This window comes from Streptococcus suis, from assembly GCF_002964045.1.
GTDB lineage: Bacteria > Bacillota > Bacilli > Lactobacillales > Streptococcaceae > Streptococcus > Streptococcus suis_U.
Map to the genome: position 1 here is coordinate 1 of NZ_POPB01000339.1, position 25,040 is coordinate 25,040.

A 25,040-nucleotide genomic window follows, 5' to 3' on the forward strand; every position below is an offset into this window, starting at 1 on the left:
AATCACCAACGTTTTCAAGAGCGCAACAACGGCCTTGCCCCTCTTGAAATGAGGAACAAGGCCGCCGCCTAATCTTTTATTATTTCATTGTCCACTTGACAGGGAGCTGTTCAATAAGCTGAGCGATTTTGCTTTTTATTTTTCAGCGGTTTCCACAAATTTACTCTTCTTCATTGCTCCCCACGTTAACACAGCTAAAACAAGATTCCAAAGCAACAAGATTTTTATAGAATCCGCATTCATTGAAAAATGTTCCTTGGTAAAGAAGTCTGTATAGGCTCCCATAAAAGAATAGCCTACAAGAGTTTCTACACCTTCTTTCAAGCCAGCAAACATTGGCAACAAGGCCACAATAAATGTAATAGGCAAGCCATTGATTTGAGCCTTAGACTGTGTATCAGAAAGCAAACCGATGTACATATTGATCAGCATGACAGCCAAGGAGGTCAGGAACATTACAAGAGCGTATTCGCCATACATTCCTTCTAAATCTGTTTCAGTCAAAATTGGAAATGAAATCAAGGTAATCACCATCATTATCATGGGGTGAATAAGGACTGATAGGATGTATTCATGGTATCTGACACCGCTCAACAATAAGGTCTTGAGCATATTTTTTTCTTTCTCTTCCGCAATCATGGTTGAAATCATCATCCCAATAGACATTGCAATTGCCATAGACAAACAGATAAACATGAGTTTCATTCCTGATGCATCCATAAAATTCTTATAGAGTAAGACCAGCATATAAGGCAACAATATCTGAACAGCTAAATTTTTATTGCTTACTAATAGTTGATTTCTCAGCCAAAACAAGGCATTCATTCTTCTAAACATTTAACTTCTCTCCTGTCAATTGAATAAAAATATCTTCAAGCGTTGGCTCGCATGAGTGGACGGCAATCGCGTTTGATAGGTCATTATTGGTAAAGTTTGCAAACGGAATTTCTTTTTGACTAAAATCAGAATAGGTCACTCTTACCACCTTATCCTGATTGTATCTTTGAATAATATCTCTCGGAACTCCATTTTCCACTAATCTACCCTTGTTTAGTAAGACCAACTCATCACAGAGCAGGGTAGCTTCACGCATATCGTGAGTTGTCAGGAAAATCGTTGTTCCTTGTTCTTTCAAATCCATAAGTAAGGCATGTATGGATTGAGAAGTAGTTGGGTCTAAGCCACTTGTTGGTTCGTCAAGAAAGAGAATTTTTGGAGCATTCAGTAAGGCTCTGACAAGTAGCATGCGTTGTTTCATGCCAGTTGATAACTTCTCAGCAGGTACCTTCTTGCTATCAAACAAACCAACCCGTTTCAATAAGTCATCTATTTTTTCTGCTTTAGCACCAAATAATTTTCCATACAACTGTAAATTCTTTTCCAATGACAATTTCTCATAAAAACCACTTTTATCACTGACAATTCCAATTTCTTCTAAATCTGACGGAGTCAAATCAGAAGAATCTTTTCCTAGCAACTGACCTTTTCCTTGGTTTGCCTTCATCTGACCTGTTAAAATGTTGATCATCGTTGTTTTACCAGAACCGGACGGTCCTAAAAATCCAAAGATGTTCCCCTCACGAATTTCAAAACTAATACTATTTAATGCAACTTTATCCCCAAAAGACTTGGTAATCTTATCTGCTACAATCATCGTTTCTTTCATAACCTATCTCCTTTTCCTCAATTCATTGTCATTATTTATGAACTTAGTATAAAACAAATCAGCATAATAGTTACATTCATGTCACGAACGGTCGCTATTTTGTAATGAATGACCATTTTCCGTCTCAAGTTTTTCTACTAATCCTTATTTATAGTCCTAGTATAAGAAAAAAATAAAAAAAGCAACATGACATGTAAGTCAGGTTGCATATTCTCTATTTAGAAACGTGCTAAATCATTTTCCTTTTCCATCTTAAGATTTTTCACTAGAATATCATCATTAAGCATCTTCGCGAAGGCAATTGCCTTATCATATAATTCTTCTACTTTTTCCTTATCATTTTCCACTTCTAGATAGTGTTTTGCTTCAAAAGCGTAGACTACTGGTTTGTGTTGATAGTTGGTTGATTCCTCAATGATTTCCCTTAGAGCATGGGTATAAATCAGGTAATCTTTTGGATCTGCTTGAACCAAGATATTGATGAGTATCCTCTCCAGAAGATACAAACGTTCGGTATCGCCATAGTCAATATGAAGCAAGACTTTTTGAGACAATTCCTCAACATAAGAATTGTCTTCCAATCCCATAATACAACACATGAAATAAATGTTGATAATCAACAAGTCATTGTAGTTAAATCGTTTCTTTTTCAAAATTTGATGAAAATATTCTTCTAACAGTCCCTCACCAAATCCTGTATCTTGGCTACTAAATACATTTGCCTGGGCTTGCAGGACTTCAACTAGGAGTTGTTCCTCTTCAGGAAGATTATCATAAAAATCATTATAAACCTCATCAAACATCGCTTCTTGTTGAGCAATACGCTCCTCATCGCCATAAGTGTGAAATTTTATCAGTTTATTTTTTAATACCAGATAACGATTTGGAATCTCAACCTTAGAAACATCTACCAAATCCTGTATTTGTATCCCTAATTTTTGAGATAAGAAGAGGAGTTTGGGAATTGTAGCCATTGCTTGTCCATTTTCAATTCGTGCCAACTGTCGGATCGTTAATTCAGTTTCATCATCACAAATATCTGCTTGAGTTAAGTTTCTACTGATTCGAGCATGTCGAATTTTCTTTCCAATTTCAACCTTTATATCCATTAAATCTCCCCAGATGTGTATTGTTATCTCAACTACTAATGTAAAACATTATACCATTTTTAGTGGAAAAAGCGATTCTAATTCGTAACGAATAAAAATGACTAAATCGCCCAGCCTAATAAGCTGAGCGATTATTTTTTCTTCCAATTGTGGAAAATTGATCTGGCAACAAAAAATAGCTGCCCACATACATAAACGAACCAAAGTAGGAAACCGATATAAAAACAGCCCAACAGAAAGTAGGGGTTATATGTTAAAGGCTGCAAGATAAACATGAGAAGCCCTACCAAACCCCACCGCATACCCCAGGTCATCTTTCTCTGGATAATCCACTCCAGCCAATCTTCTCTAGTTGAACTTCTGGTGTCCAGATATTCTTGATTAAGGTCCTGAAAAAATTTTCTCATATTCTTAATCCCCCCGCACTTGCTATTTGGCAATTATAAAATTGCCAACTTCCTCTTAGTATACAGGCATTTCCCCAAATTGTCTACTGTCAATTTTTATCCACCAATCTGCACCAAACCAAATAGAATTTGGATGATTAAAATGGAGGCATTATATAAGCTATGTGCAAGGATACTGTCCGTCATTCGTCTATTGCACATATACAGATAGCCCAGATAAGCCCCTGTTATAAAGTGCCCTAAAAATGCTACTGAAAAGCTCCAAGTATGACAATAGGCAAATAGAAGGGCAGAAAATACGATGACCATTTGAGGATGCTTAGGAAAATACTGGGCTGTCTTTTCTAACAAAATCCCTCTGTAAAGAAATTCTTCTAAAACTGGAGCAAACAAGACAACTGAGAGAGCCATCACCCAAAAATTATCCGAATTTAACTGATTGACTATATCCAAGGCGTTAGAATCACTAGGGCTAAGACCCAAATACTGCAAAAGGAGGTTCAGGCCAGTTTCTCCAGTAAATACCAGTGCTGTCATTCCGACTATTTTTAAAACATTCAGCTTCTCTCTTGAAAAGACTTGATGCTTCATCATTCCTCGTCTGATGACAGAAAGTAGTGCCAATATTGCAAGACCAAGCCCTATCATGACTGCAAGTTTTAGTAGCACATTCTCTTGAAAGGCTGTTATCCCCACATATGCTGGAAGTTGAATGAGCAAAGTGAGTAGCAAGGTACCCACAGCTAAACCGATGGATTTTATTATTTTCATATTCTCAGCTCCTACTCATTTTTTATCTATTACAACTAATTCCGAGTGTTCTTTTTATATGTATGATAACTTAGAATTAATATTCCTACTAACCCCAATATATTTAAAATATATCGCAAGTAGTCTGTCACTCGAAACAAGTTTAGTATTCCCATCATTAATAGTACAAACAAGGGAATAATAGTTATCAATTTTAGCATTTTCATATTCTCTCTCCTTTCCATTGTCATTTATAGCCTATCCAATTGTTATTCACAATGTTACACCTTTACACACTTATAACATTTAAAATGGTCACAATACTGTTCGACAAGATATGTGCCACTATCGGATATTTGAGATGATTGGTTTTATAGTAAACCCAAGAAAAAACAAGACCCGGGAAAAATAGCATCCAAAAACTTACAGAAATATCATAAGTATGTACAAAAGTAAAAATTACCGTTGTGACAAAGACACTGATCTTTGGATAAGCCTTATTCCTAATTCTTTCTTGAAAGACACCTCTATATAGATATTCTTCACGAATAGGCCCCAAAATATTTACACTAAGCAAGGCCATCCAACCATATTTGGACTGAAATAGATCTAACATGGAACTATTATCGATGGTCGAACCAGACAATCGTAAAAAAATATTCGATACTACAAGTTGTGCCACAATTCCTAGTAAAACCAATCCAAACAGTTTTACATAACTATATTCTCGGACTTGGAGACTATCATCACGATACTTTTTCCGTAATGTCCCTAATAACCAAAAAATAAGAGCCGTTAGAACAAACCAACATAGTACATGTATGAGATAACCTACTACTGTGTCATCCATCTTTCCCCAAGACATTTCAGCTATTACAGGGACTTGTATGACTAAGGTCAACAATAAAACCTGTACGATGCTTTTTATCCAATGAACCATTGCTACTCTCCCTTTCTAATAGAATCTTTTTATGAATTTAGTATACAGCAAATCAGCACACCATTCTCATCCCTGTCACGAACGGTTGCTATTTTGTAATGAATGACTATTTTTTCGAATTCACCGAATTGCATCCAAGATATTCAGCTTAAGATTATCGCTTGACAGATGTAAAACAAATAGCTACACTATTGTTATACATATTAGAATTTGGAGTTGAAGACAATGGCAGGATTGGTTAGGGATAGACAATATAATTTTAGAGTAAATGCACAATTACTGGAACAAGCAAAAATAATCTTATCGGAAAAAGATATGACCCTTTCTGATGCTCTTAATTTATTTGTAGAAAGGGTGGTTGAAGAGCAAGATTTGCCAATAAAAACAGTAGAAGAGGCACGTGCAGATGCTTTTCTAGATGAGTTGATTGCAGAGCTTGATGAAGGCTACCAAGAAGTTTTATCAGGACACACAACACCTGCTCGTGAGGTATTCGCCAAATATGGTCTATGAAGTACATTTATCTGCTAAAGCCGAACAAGATTTAGAGGAAATCTACCAGTATTATGTCCGTGAATTTTCAGAATCAAGTGCTCGAAAGGTGCTTGCATCTCTAAGCACAGCTATCTTGACCTTAGAAATATTTCCAGAGGGATATATTGACCTCGACGCTCGTCTGGGACGAGCATTATTCCCAGAAGGAAAAACAAGGATGATTCCTGGAAAACAGCACCTCATCTTCTATTTGATTCGTGGCTCTCATGTAGATATCCTTCGCATTAGAGGAGCAAGGACAGACTACCTAAACAACCTAGACAATCTATTCAAGCAAACCCTCAAATAACGAGATACTTTCCCCCCTTCAACAAGTCTATCGAAACGAGTGTAAACAAAAAGCTGATTGCTCAGCTTTTTTCATTTTATTTTCTTCCACTCCCTCATCCAAAAACAGAATATAGAAATTCACCGAATTCTTGCCCTGCTGAATATATCGCTGGTACAAGAACTGATCCAAGTGTCATCAAGGTCAGTGCTACTCCTACCCAGACCAAGAATTTCATTGCAAACGGGGAAGACTCATAAGCTGTTTCAAATTCTTGGTATTTTTTATCTAATTTTTCCATCATTGTCATAACTGAACTCCTTTAACATCACTAACCAAACAGTACCAATAAGTAACCAATAATGGAGAAGATAACCAGTAGGCTATTGTTCAATATATGAACAAGAATCGCATCCACAATATTGCCACGGCGAGCATAGGCCAAATAGAAGACTGCCCCCAGCAAGAAGTAAAGTGGCAACTCAATTGGATGAATCGCATGAAGAAGAGCAAAGACAGCTGAACTGATTATCAATTTTAGCCATTTTTGATTTTCTTTGAAGAAATAACTGCTAAACAAACCTCTGAAAACAAGCTCTTCCATAAAAGGAGCAAAGACACCTATTGCAACATGAAAGGCAACAAAGTATAGCGGAAACATCTTCGCCAATTGCTCATTTGTAGCCAAGAGTGCTGCATCGTTGGCTGTGGTGGCATTGCCAGTAACCAACTGGGTCAATAGCGTTCCGCCAATACCAACAACCCGTCCAGCCAAGAAAAATAGCAGAGCAAACCCAAAATCTTTCCAGGTAAATGTGAACCCTTTTTGCTGGTCAGGCAGACCTTTCTTATACCGTTTCCAAGTCCACACCACAATAGCTGTAGCAATGGCCAGATAGCCAATGCCAGAAACCCACTGCATGGCACCTGACATCGAATCCTGTATGGCAATCAATCGCATCGGAGTTATGTTAATCGCAACGATGACAAGAATCAAACCAATAAATTTTAAATATTTTTAACACGTTTCATAAGCTAGTCCTCCTTTTTAGTCTTATTCACTTTCATTAGAAAATACAATGCAATAAAGAGCATTGGATAGAAATTAGATGAGAAAACATCTACTGTTTTTCCAAGAACAAGCCAAGCCATTAGGTGAATAAGAACGGCAGTGACCAAAATTCCTTCAACAAGCCTTTGCAAGAACTGCATAATTTTATTCTTTCTTTGATAGTCATCATTTGATGTTTGTTTTCCATTTTTATTTCTCCTTCCCGTAAAGCTCAAAAAGGTAGCGGAATATATGATAGCGTATGTAGATGGAATATATAATTCTATATCAAAATTAATTATAGATACATCTGCTAAGATACATAGAATTGCATAACTAATGATTAGAATACTAATTATGGTTTTGATTTTATCCATTGTTTTAAATTTAGTCATATATTTTCTCCTTGTTCTTGTTTTCTTTACTAACTTACTTTTCCTTGTTTTGTCCCTTATTTGTAAAAATGGCAAAAGCGATGATTAGACCTGGATTACTGACTGCTAAAATATTGAAATAGTCTTTAATGTTTTCATCTGACAAATTCGCACAGATTTTAAAAACTATCCAAAGTACAACGGGAATCAAAACTGCATAGAATTTTTTTTCTTCATCTTCAATTCTCCTTGTTCTTGTTTTTTATAAAACATTTTCTAATAAAACACCGACTTCATATCCAAAATATTTAAAAACTGTATAGACAGGTGGAACGAGCCAAGCAAATACTACTAGAGATAGTATGAGAATAGCTACCGTTTTAAAATCAAATTTTCTTCCTTCCTTAGGATATTTATGTTCCATCTTTGTTTCTCCTGTTCTTGTTTTCTTTACACTCTTAATATAAGCCAACTCAGATCAAATTTTTCATCCATGTCATGAACGGTCGTTATTTTATAATGAATGACCATTTTTTATCGATTCATTAAGTTGTGATATAGTTTTTTGCAAAATTTCTCTAATTTTTCTTCAACGAGAACAAATAGATACAGTCCATAGGGAGTTATGAAGCGTGGTACAAAATTCTTAGTGACAAGTAAGTACAGCACATACAAGGTATAGACTATCATAGCGACATGTAGCAATTGTTCTTCTGTCATAGCAATTTTCTTTTTCACTGTCATCTCATTTCTCCTTGTTCTTATTTTTTACACTCTTAGTATAGACCAACACACCACCATTTTTTCATCCATGTCATGGACGGTCGATATTTTGTAATGAATGACCATTTTTTCATTAAGTCGTTTTCATGCTTCTCTTTTTTTCAATCATCGATAGAACGATGACTGAAAACAGCGGTGGAACCAAATAACTAATTTCGCTAAAATGAATACCAAATCCTATAACAGACAACCATTTGAGAAAAAGCATATTTAAGACAAATAAGGCAAGAAAAAGTATCCCGAGTTTCAACATCCTTTTCAACTCTTTACTCATACTTCATCCCCACCTTTTCCATATTTATCCACTAAATGGGACACAATGACGGTAATGACCGCAACTGTGACTCCATTTAAGTAATGGTTGTGAAAAGGCTGTAAAATACTTGTTACAGGAATGGAAATTACAACAACCAATAGAAGTTTAATAAGCCAAATCATAAAATTATTCCTCCTACGATACGCGTATAAAATGCACCGACAAACACATTCCGTAAAATCATCTCATCATTTACTAAAACCAAAGTGCAAGAGCCTGACCAAATTCATAACCAATTTGATATAGGGTATCAATGAGAGATGGAATATCAATCACACTAACCAAAAGTAACAAGAGCAAAACTTTTTCACGCTCTGACCACGGTTGACTATCCTTAACAGTTTTCATTTTTTCATCGCTTTCTCTCCTTTAAAATTTCCTATCCTATCTACATATTTACGGTAAAACTGCATTCACAAAACTACGCCCAAAATCTCTACCTGCTTGGTAAATGGTTTGAAAAATAGGCGGATAAATGGTCAATAAGCCAACAATAATCAACAACATGTAGATTGTTTTTTTATTTCCTTTGAAGTATGTTTTTAAAGTATTCATGTTCGTGCCTCCTTTTTTGTTTTCTTTACACTCTTAGTATAGACCAACACACCACCATTTTTTCATCCATGTCATGAACTGTCGTTATTTTGTAATGAATGACCATTTTTTCGAGAAGATGCAAAAAAATCCAGCCTTTCGACTGGACTTACATCTATAAATCTTATTCCAAAAACACCAACTCCTGAACAAATCGATGATTGCTACTGTTCGTTGATATAGAAAATTTAGGATATTTATGTAAAATAGCTTTTACATTAGCCAAGCCAATTCCTCGATTATCTCCTTTTGTAGAATGACCATATTCAAAAATATGACTTGTAGATACTTTATCTTCAACCGTAGTATTTTCTACAATGATAATTTTTCTGTCATATTCCTGGAAGTAGGCAAATACAATATTTCCATTTACACACTGCTCTGCAGCATCGATAGCATTATCTAATAAAATAGACAGAATCGTTATGAATTCTATCAACTCTAAAGCAGGTGGTTCAATTTCAGAATCTACTTCCACAGAAATTGCAATACCTTTTTTTTGTGCCTCCAACATCTTAGATGACAGCAGGCTCTTCACAGCAGGATTTTGTATATTGGACAATCTAGCTATATCGTACTTTCCATCATAGAATTTTCTATCAGAATCTGCAATAACCTCGCGATAAATAGTTCGAATCGCAACAATGTCTTCCTCTTTTATAGCCTCATTCAAGCTAACGAGAATATTTGTATAGTCGTGTCGGAAACTTCGAATTTCTTTATAAAGTGACTCAACATGACGACTATAACGGCCTAAATCTGTTAATTGTTTGTCTTTCAACTCCTGGATTTCTTTGTCTTGCTTTTCTTTATTTCTGTAATTCAGATATAATAAACTTGCTGTAAAAAGAACAAAATAAAGTAATACTATATTGGTACGAACATAATAAGGATCCCAATTAACTGCTATTACTTTCATTTCTACCCATCTTTCAATTAAAACTGTAGTTCTGACAAAAAGAAAATAGACAATGAATGAAATATTCAAACTGAGAAATATATTTTTAAAATCACTATCAAGTGTATCAACTTTTAAATACTTAGCTTCAATTCTCAACCCTTTAAAAAAGAGAGTATAGAACGGTATAAGCAACAAGGTTAAAATAATATCGAAAAATAAACCTAAACTGAAATAATCCAATTGAAACACAAATCTCAAATAGAGACTTATGATACGTTGAAACATATCCCCGATTACAAATGGTAATAAGCCGTAAAATAGTTTCTGGGTTCCATTCCAATTTGTTTTTAAAAAAGGAATAATAACCAAAAAAGAAAAAGGCTCTAATAACAGATATATGTCATAAAAAACTATTTGACAACCAGTTAAAAGAAAAGCAATCCAACATTTTTTCTTCTTGCTCAAAAATAAACCACTGATTTGTTGAAGAATCATCAAACGAATCAGCATGTCAATAAAGAATACAGTGTCATAAAATGGAGATATAAAAATATTCATCAATCAATCTCCAACAAATCTGCAAGTTTCTTCTGCTTCAAACGAGAAACAAAACAAGAATCTCCATTCTCAAAATAGGCAATGTGATTTGTTCTGTCCAATCTGGTTATATTTAATGGATTCACTACACAAGAACGATGTGCCTGGTAAAGTCGTTCGTCAGCTTTCGCTATATCGGATACTTTCCCGTAAAACTCAGTCTGACCTGTTTTTGTTTTTAAAATAACTTTATGTATTGTTGATGATGTTTCAAAATAAAGGATGTCACTAAAAGGGACTTGAATATGAGCAGTTTCAGTTTTGTATATAAAAGAATTTTCAGCTATAGTATGATCAATATTTTCAAAAGCATGCACTAACACATCTGATACTGCCTTTTGAAAGTCACTATCCTCCAGGCCTTTATCTATAAAATCTAAAGCAGAAACCCGATAACGATACGTTACCGGCATAAATTCTGAGTGAGTTGTTACAAAGACAATAACAGCATAAGGATCTCGAGCACGGATTTCTTTAGCGATTTCCATTCCTTTCTTTTCTTCGCCTTTAATTTCAATATCTAAAAAGAAAAATTGGTGATTGCCTGCTTCCTCAATTGATTCCAATAACTGATTTGGTTTACCAAAAACTTCTAGGAATTTATATCTTACTGACGTTTCTTCAACACACTGCCTAATAGCATTTTCTAGCCTGCTCTGCTGAAAAAAATCATCTTCTAATACAAAAATATTAAGCATCGAAATCTCCTACATTTTTTGTAAGTAATAATCATTATTATAGCATATTTCAGCAAAAGATAAATGTCCAACTTGACTTGATAGACCTACCGATGTATAATTAACATAGAAAAAGGTAGTTGCCAGAAACAACTACCCCTTGCAGAACCGTTTAAGACGGTGGCTTGTTATAAATTATGAAAAAATAACCGTGAACTCGCCAAAGTTACAGACGGTTATTTTTTTGTCGTTTTTACCAATTCAAGAACTAACATCACGAGAGCGATAACAAAGTTACCAGCTACAAACATGAGTGTTAGCCACTCAAAGGTTGACAAGCTAAGACTTTCGACGTGAGAGTTTTGAAACGATATTTTTCAAAACTCGAGCTAGTGCGAGCCCTAGACAAATCTTATAGGATTTGTCGTTGCCAGATGAGTAAGTTCACTTACCAGCTGGCTTGGGCTAGCCTTTCTGTTAGATTTTGATGATTTGACCATAGGCACCACCTACCTTTCAGAAATTAGAGCCACCGTCTTTACTTTTCTGCAAAAACTATTATAGCATATTTAATAAAGAATTGTAGTCCAATTTACACATCAAAAAACCAGCCTACTTGGGCTGGTCTTCTTGTAGCCGCTCTTTAAGGCGACGACGGTATAAAATCTGCGAAGGGATAAAATAGAGAAAACTTGCCAGAATAATCCAGCGTTTGTCAATTCCACTAAAGTAAATCACCAAAATCAAGGTAAATGCTACCACTAGGTAGAAAAAATGATTGGTCAGTAAGTTTTTCATGGCACACCTCCACATCTAATTCACTTTTAGTATATCAAAATAGACACAAAAAGTATAGAGGTCTAGCGATTTTTGGTATCTAACACAATGGTCACCGGCCCATCATTGACCAGACTGACCGCCATATCCGCCCCAAACACGCCCACTTCAACCGGCACAAAGGCTGACAGGGCTTGGTTAAAAGCATCATAAAGTTGGCTGGCTAGGGCAGGAGCTGCTGCTCCTGTAAAAGCAGGGCGATTGCCTTTTTTAGTGTCCGCAAAAAGGGTAAATTGGGAAATGGATAAAATCTTGCCCGCCACATCTTGAACAGACTTGTTCATCTTGCCTGCCTCATCTGAAAAAATCCGCATATTGACAATTTTTCGAACAGCATAGTCCAGGTCTTCCTGGCTGTCATCTGGCCCCACACCGACTAGGAGCAAAAGCCCCTGATCAATTTGCCCATGAATGCTTCCTTCGATGGTCACACTGGCCTGTGATACACGTTGTAATACAATTTTCATCTTATCCGTTGGTCCTTTTCACTGAGTAAACTTCTGGTACCGACTTGATCTTGTCCACCAGACTGGTCAAGGTTGCCAGGTTGGAAATGCCAAAGGAAACATGGATGGTCGCAAACTTCATATCCTTGGTTGGCTGGGCATTGACCGAAGAAATGTTCTTGCTGGCATTGGTCAAAACCTTAAGGACATCATTGAGCAGACCTGAACGGTTGAGCCCGTAGATGTCAATGTTTGCCATGTATTCCTTGGTTGAGTTTTCATCCTCCCAACCGACATCAATTAGGCGGACATCATAGTTTTCCTGGCTCTTGAGGTTCATACAGTCCACACGGTGAACCGCAACCCCACGTCCCTTGGTAATGTAGCCGACAATCTCATCGCCAGGTACTGGATTACAACATTTGGCAATCCGGATCAGCAAGCCTGACGCCCCTTCAATGACCACGCCACCCTCGTGACGGATTTTCAAACTATCTTTGTTGTCGTGTTTGACTTCACCACCGTTGACCAATTCATCCGCGACAGCTTTGGCCTTAGCCCGCTCGGCTTCTCGACGTTCTTTCTCTGTCAGACGATTAAAGACGGACACGGCAGAGATTTCCCCAAAACCAACCGCTGCATAGAGAGCCTCATCGGTTTTATAGCTGGTCTTTTGTAGGACTTCGTCCATGTGGCGACGGTCCAGGTATTGGTTAGGAACGTAGCCGTTTTCTTGGAGGAGATTCTGGAGCATTTCACGCCCTTTGGAAACAGACAATTCCTTGTCCTGGTTTTTGAAGAACTGCTTGATTTTATTGCGAGCCTTGTGGGTCTTTACAAGATTGACCCAGTCACGACTGGGACCGAAAGAGTTGGCAGAGGTGATGATTTCCACCTGGTCGCCCGTCTTGAGCTTGGTCGTCAGAGGCACCATACGGCCGTTGACCTTGGCACCTGTCGCCCGCTCACCGACCTTGGTATGAATTTCATAGGCGAAGTCAATCGGTACGGAGTCCTTAGGCAATTCACGCACCGCACCATCTGGCGTAAAGACGTAAATCCGCTCAGTGAAGATGTCCTCTTTGACCGAATCAACGAAGGATTGGGCATCTCCTGCCCCCTCTTGAAGTTCAATCAGGTTGTTGATCCAACGCAGCTCTTTTTCAGAAGCAGTTGCCTTGCCACCACGCTTGTAGGCCCAGTGAGCCGCAACCCCGTATTCTGCAACCTGGTGCATTTCCACCGTCCGAATTTGAAACTCAATCGGTCCCTTTGGTCCGTAAACTGTCGTATGGATGGACTGGTAGCCATTGGCTTTTGGACTGGCAATGTAGTCCTTGAAGCGACCGGGCATAGGCTTCCAGAGTTCATGGATGTAGCCCAGCATGGCATAGACATCGCTTGGAGTGTCCATCAAACAACGGATAGCAGTCAAATCATATAGTTCGTCAAAACGCTTTTTCTTGTCATGCATCTTCCGATAGATGGAGTAGATATGCTTGGGACGACCATAGATTTGACCGTGAAGATGGCGCTCCTCTGTGTATTCTCTCAACTTGTCGACGACTTCATTGACCAACTCTTCCCGTTCGCGTCGTTTCTCCCTCATCATGTGGGTAATCTTGTAAAACTCAACTTCATTGAGGTAACGGAAAGACATGTCTTCCAATTCCCACTTGATAGAAGAAATACCTAGACGGTGGGCAAGCGGTGCATAGATTTCCATTGTTTCACGTGAAATACGTTCCTGCTTGTCCTTGCGCAAGTGCTTAAGAGTCCGCATATTGTGGAGACGGTCTGCCAGTTTAACCAGAATGACCCGCATGTCTTGGGACATGGCAATCAGCATGTTGCGGTGATTTTCAGCCAACTGCTCCGCATGAGATTTGTACTCGACCTTACCTAGCTTGGTCACCCCACCGACAATGTGGCGAACCTCTGGTCCAAATTCCGCCTCCATTTCATCCAAGGTAACTTCCGTATCCTCAACCACATCATGCAAGAAGCCACAAGCTACGGTTACCGCATCTAGCTTGAGCCCTGCTAAAATACCTGCTACTTGGATAGGGTGGACAATATAGGGTTCACCTGATTTTCGAAATTGTGTCTTATGAGCTTCCGTCGCAAAATCCAAGGCCTTCTGAACAAAAGCAACATCTTCGGCTGGAAGGTAGGTGGCAGTCAGCCCAACAACCTCTTCTCCTGTAAAATTGATTTCCTTCATTTGTTTCTCTCCCTAACTATTTCCTATTATTTTACCATTTTCACTGGAAAAGAAAAAGGAAAGCGGTAATTCATCCATACTATATCATTCAAAATGACGATAAACAAAGAAAACTAACCAAACATTTTTTAGTCATCGTTCGTTTTTTGTTGTTTTTCTGAAAATTTTCCATCATTTTTCTTATATATTTGACAAAAAACCTTGATGTTTCCGTTTTCAATATGTATAATATTCTTGAGATTATATCAAATGGAGGTTCTCATGAAATTTCGTTTTAGTAAGTGTGCCCTAGCCCTCAGCCTAGCTTTACTGGCTAGCACCAACACCGCCCTTGTCTCTGCTGAAGAAACCAGCACAGAGACCCCTGTCTTAAAGACTGAAACAGAAACCAGTAGCTCTGTAGCAACCAGCCAAGCCGAAGCAACGACTGGTGAGGTTGCCACACCGACAACTACCGAAACTACAGCCGGTGAGGCTGTCACGCCAACTACAGAAACCACTGACCAGTCTGTTACACCAGTAACAGAAGAAGCTGCTCCTGTTGTAGAAACCAGCAATACTCCAGTTAACGACACAACAGCTAGCCCTGTTACAACAACACGCGCAGCGGCTACTGAAACTACCACTCCAGTTGAAGGCCAGTCTGTTGATGTCCGTATCCTAGCAACAACGGACCTCCATACCAACTTGGTCAACTACGACTACTACCAAGACAAGCCTGTGGAAACACTCGGTCTGGCTAAAACGGCGGTCCTAATCGAAGAGGCAAAAGCTGAGAATTCAAATATTGTGCTTGTGGATAACGGTGACACCATCCAAGGAACACCGCTTGGCAATTACAAGTCTCTCATTGATCCGATTGAAGAAGGTGAGCAACACCCTATGTACACTGCCTTGGACACGCTCGGTTTCGATGCTGGTACCCTTGGAAACCATGAGTTCAACTACGGTCTAGACTATCTCCGCAAGGTGATTTCAACTGCTGGCATGCCCCTTCTCAATGCCAACGTTTTACATCCTACAACCAAAGACTTCCTCTACCAGCCTTATACGATCATTGACAAGACCTTCACAGATACGACTGGCAAGGCTGTCAGCCTGAAAGTCGGGATCACAGGAATCGTTCCGCCACAAATCCTCAACTGGGACAAAGCCTATTTGGAAGGCAAGGTCATCGTGCGCGATGCGGTTGAAGCAGTCCGTGACATTGTTCCTGTTATTCGTGAAAATGGCGCTGACATCGTTTTGGTTCTTTCTCACTCAGGTATCGGTGATGACCAGTATGAAGTCGGCGAGGAAAATGTCGGTTACCAAATCGCCAGCCTAGCTGGAGTTGATGCGGTCATCACAGGCCACTCCCACGCAGAATTCCCAGGAACTGCTGAAAAACCAAGCTTCTATGCTAAATATGCTGGCGTGGACGACACAAATGGAAAAATCAACGGCACTCCTGTCACTATGGCTGGAAAATACGGTGACCACCTTGGGGTGATTGACCTAAACCTGACTTATACTGACGGTAAATGGACCACAACTTCTAGCAAGGCAGCCATCCGCAAGATTGACACCAAGTCATCTGTGGCGGACAGTCGTATCATTGACCTCGCTAAAGAAGCTCATACTGAAACTATCAACTATGTCCGTCAGCAAGTCGGTGAAACAACTGCTCCAATCAACAGTTTCTTCTCCTTGGTGCAAGACGACCCATCTGTTCAAATCGTCAACAATGCCCAAATCTGGTATGCTAAACAGCAACTAGCAGGAACGCCTGAAGCCGGCCTACCAATCCTTTCTGCAGCAGCCCCATTCAAGGCTGGAACTCGTGGTGATGCAACTGCCTATACAGATATTCCTGCTGGCCCAATCGCCATCAAGAACGTAGCAGACCTTTACCTCTACGACAACGTTGTAGCCATCTTAAAAGTCAACGGTGCCCAACTCAAAGAATGGTTGGAAATGTCCGCTGGTCAGTTCAATCAAATCGATCCAAACTCTACTGAACCGCAAAACCTGGTCAATACAGATTACCGGACTTATAACTTCGATGTCATTGATGGCGTAACCTATCAATACGACATCACCCAGCCAAACAAGTACGACCGCAGTGGTAAGCTAGTCAACGAAACTGCTAGTCGTGTTCGCAACCTTCAGTACAATGGACAGGCTGTCACAGATGAGCAAGAGTTTATCGTTGTGACCAACAACTACCGTGCAAATGGTACCTTCCCAGGTGTCAAAGATGCCTCTGTCAATTATTTGCTTAATTTGGAAAACCGCCAAGCTATCATCAACTACATCATCTCTGAGAAGGTCATCAACCCAACTGCAGACAATAACTGGACCTTTACAGATAGCATCAAGGGCTTAGACCTCCGTTTCTTGACAGCCGATCGTGCAAAAGACCTGTTGGCTAATCAAGAAGGTCTGGTTTACATCCAAGCCTCTACTGAAAACGAAGGATTTGGCGAATTCAAATTTGTCTACACTGAGCCAAAAGTGGTGACACCTCCAACTAACCAAACAGATGCCAACACTGACACATCTGCTGGTCAAACTGGTGTTCAAATCACACTTCCATCTGGTCAGGTGATTACCCTTCCAGCTGAAAAAACAACTGCACCTGCACCAAAACACAAACTTGCTACAACCACTGTATCTACCAACAAACCTGGTTTCGTAGCAGTCGCAACTACTACGACAAACACAGATACAGCGACCGATACTACTTCAAAAATAAGTACCGCCTCTACAAAAGCTCAAACTGGACAAAAAACACTCCCTGCAACTGGTGAGGCAAGTTCTGTACTCAGCCTCCTTGGCTTCAGCTTGATTGGCTTTGTCGGTGCTTTCCGCAAGAAAAAAGACTAGTAAAAACATGTAAGAGGAAACCATGTTTCAACCTTCCCTACTCTAAATTCTACCTCCTTCCAACTTCGAAAAATCGAGGAAACAGACCTCGATGACCTGTGGGAAATCTATTCCAACCCCCTTCATTTCCAATACACTCCTAACACGTCAACTAAAAATAAAGAAACCCTTCGCAAACGAATCAGTCATTTCCAACGTGATTTTGATAAGAAAAAAAGATTGTTTTTAGGACTAGAATTTCAAGGAAAATTGATTGGCGTTTTGGAAGTTTTCGACCACAAGAAACGGTCTGCGTCGGTAACCATAGGCTATCGGATTCATCATGCCTTCTGGAATCAGGGTCTAGCTAGTCAGGCAGTCAGCCTGCTCTGCCATTTCCTAATGGAAGAATGTCAGATAAAAGCAATCGTTGCCTTTGTCCTGCCAGAAAACCGAGCCTCTCAGAAGGTGCTACTGAAAAATGGTTTTCAACAGAGTGGGCAAATCGAGGAGGTCTGGAAGGGCTTGGGGCAGGTCAGCCTCTTGCAATTTGAACGAAAATAGTAAAAACCAGGGAAATCCTGGTTTTTCTTATGCAAAGTAGCTCCAAACAACCGCGATAAGAATCGCAGGCAACATGTTGGCAACGCGAATCTTTTTGTCCCAGATGATATTGACACCGACACAAAAGATGAGGGCGGAGCCGATAAAGGAGAGATTGGCAAGGGCCTGATCCGTCATCAAAGGTTCAATCAGACGGGCCAAAAGAGTCACAGAGCCTTGAAAGAGAAAGACTGGTACCGCTGAAAATCCAGCACCCTTGCCCAAACTGGCCGTCATGATAAAAATAATAATAAAGTCCAGAATACTCTTAATGACCAAAAGGCTAGAATCTCCCGTCAGACCATCTTGTATAGAGCCAATAATGGCCATGGCACCGATACAGACAGTCAGAGAGGCAGTCAAAAAAGCATCTAAAAACTGAGAGTCTTGACCATTGCCCGACTTTTCTCGGAGCCAAATCCCCAATCGTTCAAACCAGCCTTCGATATGAAGAACCTCGCCTAAAAAAGTCCCAAAGGCTAGACTCAGCACAAAGAGCATAGTATTCTGGGTGACCAGTTGACCATTTTCTACTCTTAAAAGGCCTGTCAGCGTTCCTGAAATCCCTAAAAAGAGAATGGCAACGCCGCTAGCCAAGGTTAGCCCAGACTGATGCCGTTCTTTCAGCAAATGTCCAAACCAAGACCCTAGCAAACCTGCTAGGGCAATGGCCACTGTATTGATAATGGTTCCTAATGCGAACATATCTCTCCTCTATCATCCTCTACCATCTGTCAACAGATAATAAACTTTGCCATCGTCAAGTAACAATTCTACATTCTCACCATAGTTGTTAATCGATAGTTGCTTACTAGATTGGTAGAAAACAGCTTTTTGTTCTGAAATTAGCTTAACTGTCCGTTTTCGAACATCAATGTAACGAATGGCCTTATTTAGCTCTCCAGCCGCTTTACCAATTCCAAAACCTGCTGCTGCACCTACGATACCTCCAAGAAAGCCTACTCCAGCAGCAACATGGGCATTCTTATCCAACTCTTTTGCAATATCTGCAACTACTTTCATAGCGCCTTCCTGTGCACGTCTATTGCGCTTAGTGTCAATTTGGAAAAATTTTATCTTATCTTTGTGCCAATTGGCTATCTTTTCACCTAGACTATTACAATTGTTTAGATAGTACTCGTACACATAATAACTACTATCCTCTGACATCACTCCTTGCGAGAAGGCTAGATCTAGCTTACTAAGTTCCGCTAATAATCTCAACAAGGTTTGTTGATAGGATAAATTAGTACTTAACTTATCAATTAACTGTTCATACTTTTCAAAAGATAATTCTTTTCCCTTAGTGAGACTCTCTTCAATAGCTAGATTGACCTGTTCTAGTAACTTGGTTACTTCAGCACGGAAGTTAGCACACTCCATCAACTTTAATCTTACTAATTCAGTATTTCCAACATAATCTGCTGAAAATTTTGATAGCTGAGAAATATTAACAATCAAAGCCCGAACAGTCCCTTTAAATTCTCTTTCTTGAAAATCTTTAATATCATTTAAAGTTTCTTTCATGGAATTAAGTTGTCCATTGATTTCAGCCATATAATATTGACCAACAACCATGGCACCAACTTGCATTGCACCCGAAACGGCTGCCGCAGCTTTTGCTCCCTTTGCGATATCCACTTGTGCAGGAGTCAAGATTGCATGGGTATTAATTTTTCCATCTGCACCTTTAACAAAGGCACGATACTTATCCGTTTCCCCTTTGATTTTGTGCAAATCGCCTATCGGCAAATCCACTTTGAACAATCCCTTAGGAATATTAGGCTGTACGGCTTTCTGAAGATTATGTTTAAGTGCTGGTTGAACTATCTTTTCAACATGAGCCAAAACTTTCGGATTTGTGATTTCATATTTTTGATATGGCGGCAATGCCAACTCATCCATTTCCTGAATGAGGGCAAAACAGTTCTCAGATACAATTAGTTCTCCTTGTTCCTTTGACTTTAGTTCATTCATCTTGAGACTCTCCTTATTTCAACAATTCCGTTGCGTAGCTAATAGCAGAAAGAGCATAAAGTGGAGCCGTTTCTGCTCGTAAGATACGAGGACCAAGACCTGTCTTGACCGCTCCTACTCCTTCAAAAGCGGCTACTTCCTCAGGCGACACGCCACCTTCTGGACCGACGATGACAAGGACTGATTGCTCGGCTTCTAAGCCAGACAAGATTTTCACTAGATTGGCTTGTTCGCCCTCCTTGGCGGATTCTTCGTAGGCTAAGATAATCTGGTCAAAACCTGCCAGCTGGGATAGGAAATCGCCTTTTTTCTCGAACAAACGAACTGCTGGAATCCGATTGCGTTTGCTTTGCTCGGCTGCTCCTTGGGCGATTTTTTCTAACTTTTCTGCTTTTTTTGCCAGTTTTTTGCCGTCCCATTTGACCACAGACCAGTCCGCTGGAAAGGCCCAAAGAGCTGCCATGCCTAACTCCGTTGCCTTTTGGGCGACAAATTCGAGCTTATCTCCCTTGGGAAAGCCCATGGCAATAGTAACGGAAACGGGTAATTCGACATTGTCTGCCAGTTCTTCGATGATTTCAACAGATTGGCTCTGGCTGTCCACTACACGCGCCAAGCGTTTAATCCCGTCGTCAAAAACAAGGACAATCTGGTCGTCTGCCTGCAAGCGCATAACAGAAAACATGTGCTTGGCAGTGTCCTTATCGCTAATCTGGAAAATGCCCTGCGGTGCTCTGCCATTGACAAAATACTGCTGCATCCTAGCCTCCAATCACACCTGAGCGGTCAGCTGTTTTCTTGAAGACGCAGCAATTCCACTCGCCCTGGATCATGTGGGTCTCAAGGAAGAAGCCAGCCGCCTCCGCCGATGCTCGCACCATGTCCCACTTATCCGCGATGATGCCGCTCATAATTAGGTAGCCCTCCTCCTTGACCAGACGGTAGGCATCCTCAGTCAGATGGATGAGAATGTCCGCCAAGATGTTGGCAACGATGACTTCTGCTTTAATATCAACGCCACGAAGCAAGTCACCTGCCGCAACATGAATATTGCTAGTGTGGGCGTTGAGGTCAATGTTTTCCTGAGCCACACGCACCGCCACTTCATCCAAGTCATAGGCGTAAATCTCCTTGGCACCTAGGAGGGAGCTAGCAATGGAAAGGACACCTGAGCCTGTGCCGACGTCGATGACTGTCTCGCCACCACGCAGGACCTGAGAAAGAGCAAAAAGGCTCATCTTGGTCGTCGGGTGAGTTCCCGTCCCGAAAGCCATGCCTGGGTCCAAGCGGATAATTTTCTCACCAGCCGTTGCCTCATAGTCCGTCCAAGACGGCACAATGGTCAAATCGTGGGTAATGCGGGCTGGCTCATAGTATTTCTTCCAGTTGTCCGCCCAGTCTTCCTCCGCCAGTTCCTGACTTTCTAGGCTGACCTGACCCGTTTCCAAGCCAAATCCCGTCAAATCCGCCAAGCGAGTCACCAAGTCTGCCTTAACTTCCTCAATATCTACAGTATCAGGATAATAGGCCGTAATGGCAATCATATCCGACTGCTCCACCTCGGGATAGAGTTCACCAAAACGGTCCTCCTGTCCCACATAGTCAGCCGAGTCGCTAATCGCCACCCCCTGACTGCCCGTTTCAATCATTAGATTTGAAACTGCCTCTTCTGCATCACGATGTACGTGAATCGTTAATTCTTGCCATGAGTTCATGTTTGTTGTTCCTTTTCTTTTCTATGCGTCAATCACTGTATTATTGTACCGATTTCTAGCCTATTTTACAAGTTAATGTTATAAGGTAGGTAAAATCAAAATAATTTTCGAATAAATAAAATGACAGGAAAATCTGAGCGGTGGTTCTGATTTCTGAAAGGTGGTGGTGCCTATGCAAATAGACACAAAATCCAACGGAAAGGCTAGCCCATGCCAGATGGTAAGTAAACTTACTCATCTGGCAACGACAAATCCTATAAGATTTGTCTAGGGCACGCACTAACTCGAGTTTTGAAAAATATCGTTTCAAAACTCTCACGTCGGAAATCTCTGGATTTATATTTATCAAGTCTACTTGTTGAAATGCTGAGCTTGATAATCGTCATCATTTTAGCTATTCGAGATAAAAAATAACCGTCAGCAAACTTTGACACAGTTCTGACGGTTATTTAATCTAACGAACTGAACCACCATTTAGCGGTCCTACTGGGCGTTGAGCTGGAACTCAACGCCTTTTCTATTTTTAGATAATAGCAAAAGTTTCACCCATAGTCAAGTCAGAACCAAACTTACAGATATCTCGCTCCCTAATACCTCGGATATGGGTAAAATTCCCCTTCTACCAAGTCTGCTCTGCCTTTTTCAAAAGCCTCACCGTCCCAAGCAATCGCAAATTCTTGGGCCTCTGGGTCCGCCAAAAAGTCCATGAGGTCATCTAGGCCTTGGTCTGCGGTGTCCTTGAGAAAGCTTGCAAAATAGGTCAGAAACTCTGCTGAAAAGCCCTTCTTGGCGTCAAATGGCAGAGCGACCAGATAGTCTTCCTCATCAAAGCGAGACTTGTCCTGGTTGTAGAAAAGGACGTACTCCTCCAGGAAAATATCCTCTGCAGATGCATTGCCTTCGTCGTCCACCGTTTCAATCCCAGCCGCATTTTGCGCCTCCAAGATAAAAGCCAACTCAACTGCGTGGTTTTTCTTGTCCCAGTTAAGCTCATAATCGTAAGTAAAATGTTTGTCCAGTGCTGCTTCCAGCACATCTAAAAAGCCATGTTTTGCCATTCTATTTCCTCTTTTCTATATAGTCTTTTAGTTTACTTTTAGTACTAGGCAACGAGCTGTAGGCTGTACTGAAGTACGGCAAAGCGAGTTAACGACGTAATAAAAGAAAAACTAAATGACGATAAATTCCAATAAATTTATTTCTCGACCATATTTGACGGAAGCCCGCTTGTCTTTCTCCAAAATGGACTTGGTTAAATCTAGTTGATTCACCGCTGCCAAGGCTACAGCATAGTGAATAACGTCAGCTAATTCTTCTGCCAGACGAGCAGAGCTGTCGTCTTCGCCATCCATCATCTTGCGGCCTGCACGTTGATTCAGTAGCTCTGCCACTTCACCAATTTCCTCCACTAATTTCATAAAGAGACTTTGCTCTGGAACTGTCGTCCCATAGTGGTCACGCAAGTATTCTTCCAAAACACTCACCGTCAACTCCGTCATCTTCGTTTTTCTCCAAATCCTAAAATTGTAGTATAATGATTATACCATAAATGCACTGAAAGGAAGCCTATGCCCGCCAATCTCGCCCTTCGTATGCGGCCCAAATCCATTGATGACGTCATCGGTCAGGAACACCTGGTCGGTCCTGGAAAGATTATCCGTCGCATGATTGATGCCAATATGCTGTCGTCCATGATTCTCTACGGTCCGCCGGGAATTGGCAAGACCTCGATTGCGTCTGCAATTGCTGGCACGACCAAATACGCCTTTCGGACCTTTAATGCCACGACCGACAACCAAAAACGCCTGCAGGAAATCGCTGAAGAAGCTAAATTTTCTGGCGGTCTGGTTCTCATGCTCGATGAGATTCATCGCCTCAACAAGACCAAGCAGGACTTCCTGCTTCCTCTTTTGGAAAATGGCAATATCATCATGATTGGGGCAACGACAGAAAATCCCTTCTTCTCAATTTTGCCTGCCATTCGTAGTCGAGTGCAGATTTTTGAATTGCAACCCCTGAAAACCAGCCATATCCGACAGGCTCTGGAACTGGCTCTGACAGACAGCGAACGCGGTTTTGACTTCCCCGTCACCATTGAGCCTGAAGCTCTGGACTTCCTAGCCAATGCTACCAACGGTGACCTGCGTGCCGCCTATAACTCGCTAGAATTGGCTGTGCTTTCTACCAAGGAAAGCGAGGGCAGTCGCCACATTGACCTAGACGCTGTGGAAAATAGCTTACAGAAATCCTACATCAGCATGGACAAGAACGGCGATGCCCACTACGACATTCTCTCAGCCCTGCAAAAATCCATTCGAGGCAGCGATGTCAATGCCAGCCTCCACTACGCCGCCCGTTTGATTGAGGCGGAAGACCTTCCTAGTCTGGCTCGTCGCTTGACGGTCATTGCCTATGAAGACATCGGCTTGGCCAATCCAGAGGCTCAGATTCATACCGTGACCGCCCTTGAAGCCGCCCAGAAAATCGGATTTCCAGAAGCACGGATTTTGATTGCCAATGTGGTAGTCGATTTGGCTCTTTCTCCCAAGTCTAATTCTGCCTATCAGGCTATGGATGCAGCTCTGGCTGATTTGCGGAAAAATGGTCATCTACCTATCCCAAATCACCTGCGGGACGGGCATTATGCTGGTAGTAAGGAGCTGGGAAATGCTATTGGCTACCAGTATCCGCATGCCTATCCGGAAAAATGGGTGGACCAGCAATACCTGCCCGATAAGTTACTGAATGCGGACTACTTCACCGCCAACGACACCGGCAAATACGAGCGTGCCTTGGGCATGACCCAAGAAAAAATCAGGCATCTAAAACAGACCGAGAAAAATGTGTAATATAGGACTAGTTTCTATTGATTATGAGCCAAAGACCATCAAACTGATTGTAGAAATCTTAAAATGAGGTATTCCAATGAAAATAGAACGAAATTTTGGCGAGGGCTTTCCGTATTCGATGCATGATGCAAGAATTACGAAGATTGAACACCTGGATAATCAGCTAATACTGCATATGGATTCTCTGTTTTATTATACTGATAATCAAACTGAACAGATTCATAAAGCAACCATCCTGTTTGAACAGGTTGATAAAGAGGATGTCGAGTTTTTCGTATTCGAAGATACTGTTACAGGGGATTTTTCAGGAACTTGTATTGGGCTGGAAGATTACCAGAAAAAGTACCAAGATAGTGAATTTGAAGTAATTGTGGAAACCTACAACTGGAGTCGAGCTGTATTTCAGGGGTGGTTATGGACTGGTGCTACTCCTGTAACCTGTCTAATGAATATTTTCTATTCAGGAAAAATGCTTTACCAAATAGGTGAGTAAGAGAAACACAGGGACTTCCTGATTTTACAACGCTTATCAATAAGGAATGGGAGAAATATAG

The 25,040-nt window shown here is 40.7% G+C and carries 30 protein-coding genes; 6 read left to right on the forward strand and 24 right to left on the reverse strand.

All coding sequences use genetic code 11. From position 1 onward, the window contains the following. Window positions 1–135: 135 nt before the first annotated feature. The 5 genes from C1E99_RS07155 to C1E99_RS07180 all read right to left on the reverse strand — a co-directional run bounded on the left by C1E99_RS07155 (window position 136) and on the right by C1E99_RS07180 (window position 4,872). On the reverse strand, window positions 136–837 hold the full coding sequence (locus tag C1E99_RS07155) for an ABC transporter permease (protein WP_105207099.1): 702 nt from the start codon (window positions 835–837) through the stop codon (window positions 136–138). Continuing rightward, window positions 830–1,666, reverse strand: a complete 837-nt coding sequence (locus C1E99_RS07160) for an ABC transporter ATP-binding protein (RefSeq protein WP_161951168.1) — start codon at window positions 1,664–1,666, stop codon at window positions 830–832. Before C1E99_RS07160 ends, C1E99_RS07155 begins: the two co-directional genes overlap by 8 nt. 218 nt (window positions 1,667–1,884) lie before the next feature. Then, the gene (locus tag C1E99_RS07165; protein ID WP_105207100.1) at window positions 1,885–2,775 is read right to left on the reverse strand and encodes a helix-turn-helix domain-containing protein; all 891 of its coding nucleotides are present in this window, start codon (window positions 2,773–2,775) and stop codon (window positions 1,885–1,887) included. A 503-nt stretch (window positions 2,776–3,278) separates the two neighbouring features. Continuing rightward, a complete protein-coding gene (locus C1E99_RS07175; RefSeq protein WP_105207101.1) occupies window positions 3,279–3,953 on the reverse strand; it encodes a CPBP family intramembrane glutamic endopeptidase in 675 nt (224 codons plus the stop codon). A gap of 268 nt (window positions 3,954–4,221) precedes the next feature. Next, window positions 4,222–4,872: a CPBP family intramembrane glutamic endopeptidase gene (locus C1E99_RS07180; protein ID WP_105112426.1), complete on the reverse strand. Its 651-nt coding sequence runs from the start codon at window positions 4,870–4,872 to the stop codon at window positions 4,222–4,224. A 225-nt stretch (window positions 4,873–5,097) separates the two neighbouring features. Between C1E99_RS07180 and C1E99_RS07185 the strand changes: the two genes are divergently transcribed. Together C1E99_RS07185 and C1E99_RS07190 are read left to right on the forward strand one after the other, a co-directional pair. Then, complete coding sequence (locus C1E99_RS07185; RefSeq protein WP_032511323.1) at window positions 5,098–5,385, forward strand: type II toxin-antitoxin system RelB/DinJ family antitoxin; 288 nt, start codon at window positions 5,098–5,100, stop codon at window positions 5,383–5,385. Then, the gene (locus tag C1E99_RS07190; RefSeq protein ID WP_105207102.1) at window positions 5,375–5,716 is read left to right on the forward strand and encodes a type II toxin-antitoxin system RelE/ParE family toxin; all 342 of its coding nucleotides are present in this window, start codon (window positions 5,375–5,377) and stop codon (window positions 5,714–5,716) included. The genes C1E99_RS07185 and C1E99_RS07190 overlap by 11 nt, the downstream gene beginning before the upstream one ends. Before the next feature lie 94 nt (window positions 5,717–5,810). Here the strand turns inward: C1E99_RS07190 and C1E99_RS07195 are convergent, their stop codons facing one another. The 13 genes from C1E99_RS07195 to C1E99_RS07250 form a co-directional block, all read right to left on the reverse strand. After that, complete coding sequence (locus tag C1E99_RS07195; RefSeq protein WP_024377604.1) at window positions 5,811–6,005, reverse strand: hypothetical protein; 195 nt, start codon at window positions 6,003–6,005, stop codon at window positions 5,811–5,813. Window positions 6,006–6,026: 21 nt separating this feature from the next. After that, on the reverse strand, window positions 6,027–6,692 hold the full coding sequence (locus C1E99_RS07200) for a CPBP family intramembrane glutamic endopeptidase (RefSeq protein ID WP_105207103.1): 666 nt from the start codon (window positions 6,690–6,692) through the stop codon (window positions 6,027–6,029). Between the two features lie 38 nt (window positions 6,693–6,730). Then, entirely contained in the window at window positions 6,731–7,141 is a 411-nt protein-coding gene (locus C1E99_RS07205; RefSeq protein WP_105207104.1) for a hypothetical protein, read from the reverse strand. Window positions 7,142–7,382: 241 nt separating this feature from the next. Next, a complete protein-coding gene (locus C1E99_RS14680; RefSeq protein WP_153309274.1) occupies window positions 7,383–7,544 on the reverse strand; it encodes a hypothetical protein in 162 nt (53 codons plus the stop codon). A gap of 629 nt (window positions 7,545–8,173) precedes the next feature. After that, on the reverse strand, window positions 8,174–8,341 hold the full coding sequence (locus C1E99_RS14685; protein WP_153309275.1) for a hypothetical protein: 168 nt from the start codon (window positions 8,339–8,341) through the stop codon (window positions 8,174–8,176). Window positions 8,342–8,414: 73 nt separating this feature from the next. Then, window positions 8,415–8,567, reverse strand: a complete 153-nt coding sequence (locus C1E99_RS14690) for a hypothetical protein (RefSeq protein ID WP_161951169.1) — start codon at window positions 8,565–8,567, stop codon at window positions 8,415–8,417. A gap of 48 nt (window positions 8,568–8,615) precedes the next feature. Further along, window positions 8,616–8,774, reverse strand: coding sequence for a hypothetical protein (locus C1E99_RS07220; RefSeq protein ID WP_024403937.1), 159 nt, complete (start codon window positions 8,772–8,774; stop codon window positions 8,616–8,618). 163 nt (window positions 8,775–8,937) lie between these two features. Next, window positions 8,938–10,272, reverse strand: coding sequence for a sensor histidine kinase (locus tag C1E99_RS07225; protein ID WP_105207105.1), 1,335 nt, complete (start codon window positions 10,270–10,272; stop codon window positions 8,938–8,940). Further along, entirely contained in the window at window positions 10,272–11,009 is a 738-nt protein-coding gene (locus C1E99_RS07230; protein ID WP_105207106.1) for a response regulator transcription factor, read from the reverse strand. The genes C1E99_RS07225 and C1E99_RS07230 overlap by 1 nt, the downstream gene beginning before the upstream one ends. Window positions 11,010–11,224: 215 nt before the next feature. Beyond that, window positions 11,225–11,299: a hypothetical protein gene (locus tag C1E99_RS15240; RefSeq protein ID WP_232503818.1), complete on the reverse strand. Its 75-nt coding sequence runs from the start codon at window positions 11,297–11,299 to the stop codon at window positions 11,225–11,227. A 301-nt stretch (window positions 11,300–11,600) separates the two neighbouring features. Then, window positions 11,601–11,786 carry a hypothetical protein gene (locus C1E99_RS07240; protein WP_002941993.1) on the reverse strand — a complete coding sequence of 62 codons (186 nt, stop codon included), beginning with the start codon at window positions 11,784–11,786 and terminating at the stop codon, window positions 11,601–11,603. Between the two features lie 62 nt (window positions 11,787–11,848). After that, window positions 11,849–12,292, reverse strand: coding sequence for a D-aminoacyl-tRNA deacylase (gene dtd, locus C1E99_RS07245; protein WP_024377597.1), 444 nt, complete (start codon window positions 12,290–12,292; stop codon window positions 11,849–11,851). A 1-nt stretch (window position 12,293) separates the two neighbouring features. Beyond that, window positions 12,294–14,495 carry a RelA/SpoT family protein gene (locus C1E99_RS07250; protein ID WP_105207108.1) on the reverse strand — a complete coding sequence of 734 codons (2,202 nt, stop codon included), beginning with the start codon at window positions 14,493–14,495 and terminating at the stop codon, window positions 12,294–12,296. A 261-nt stretch (window positions 14,496–14,756) separates the two neighbouring features. Here C1E99_RS07250 and C1E99_RS07255 point away from each other — a divergent pair, with 261 nt between their 5' ends. Together C1E99_RS07255 and C1E99_RS07260 are read left to right on the forward strand one after the other, a co-directional pair. Further along, window positions 14,757–17,363, forward strand: coding sequence for a bifunctional 2',3'-cyclic-nucleotide 2'-phosphodiesterase/3'-nucleotidase (locus tag C1E99_RS07255; RefSeq protein WP_105207109.1), 2,607 nt, complete (start codon window positions 14,757–14,759; stop codon window positions 17,361–17,363). A 72-nt stretch (window positions 17,364–17,435) separates the two neighbouring features. Then, complete coding sequence (locus C1E99_RS07260; protein WP_105207110.1) at window positions 17,436–17,906, forward strand: GNAT family N-acetyltransferase; 471 nt, start codon at window positions 17,436–17,438, stop codon at window positions 17,904–17,906. Between the two features lie 27 nt (window positions 17,907–17,933). On the opposite strand, the gene C1E99_RS07265 is transcribed toward C1E99_RS07260, so the two are convergent. The 6 genes from C1E99_RS07265 to C1E99_RS07290 form a co-directional block, all read right to left on the reverse strand. Beyond that, on the reverse strand, window positions 17,934–18,650 hold the full coding sequence (locus C1E99_RS07265) for a DUF554 domain-containing protein (protein WP_105207111.1): 717 nt from the start codon (window positions 18,648–18,650) through the stop codon (window positions 17,934–17,936). Between the two features lie 12 nt (window positions 18,651–18,662). Further along, window positions 18,663–19,922, reverse strand: a complete 1,260-nt coding sequence (locus C1E99_RS07270; protein ID WP_105207112.1) for a hypothetical protein — start codon at window positions 19,920–19,922, stop codon at window positions 18,663–18,665. A gap of 13 nt (window positions 19,923–19,935) precedes the next feature. Beyond that, entirely contained in the window at window positions 19,936–20,682 is a 747-nt protein-coding gene (locus C1E99_RS07275; RefSeq protein WP_105207113.1) for a 16S rRNA (uracil(1498)-N(3))-methyltransferase, read from the reverse strand. 1 nt (window position 20,683) lies between these two features. Continuing rightward, the gene (prmA, locus tag C1E99_RS07280; protein WP_105207114.1) at window positions 20,684–21,637 is read right to left on the reverse strand and encodes a 50S ribosomal protein L11 methyltransferase; all 954 of its coding nucleotides are present in this window, start codon (window positions 21,635–21,637) and stop codon (window positions 20,684–20,686) included. Between the two features lie 587 nt (window positions 21,638–22,224). Continuing rightward, window positions 22,225–22,695, reverse strand: a complete 471-nt coding sequence (locus tag C1E99_RS07285; RefSeq protein WP_105207115.1) for a DUF3013 family protein — start codon at window positions 22,693–22,695, stop codon at window positions 22,225–22,227. Window positions 22,696–22,806: 111 nt separating this feature from the next. Next, window positions 22,807–23,136 (reverse strand): MazG nucleotide pyrophosphohydrolase domain-containing protein, encoded by a 330-nt coding sequence (locus C1E99_RS07290; RefSeq protein WP_105207116.1) that lies wholly within the window; start codon window positions 23,134–23,136, stop codon window positions 22,807–22,809. A 69-nt stretch (window positions 23,137–23,205) separates the two neighbouring features. Here C1E99_RS07290 and C1E99_RS07295 point away from each other — a divergent pair, with 69 nt between their 5' ends. Beyond that, complete coding sequence (locus C1E99_RS07295) at window positions 23,206–24,486, forward strand: replication-associated recombination protein A (RefSeq protein ID WP_105207117.1); 1,281 nt, start codon at window positions 23,206–23,208, stop codon at window positions 24,484–24,486. A 76-nt stretch (window positions 24,487–24,562) separates the two neighbouring features. Further along, a complete protein-coding gene (locus C1E99_RS07300; protein WP_044750666.1) occupies window positions 24,563–24,979 on the forward strand; it encodes a hypothetical protein in 417 nt (138 codons plus the stop codon). The last annotated feature ends 61 nt before the right edge of the window (window positions 24,980–25,040 follow it).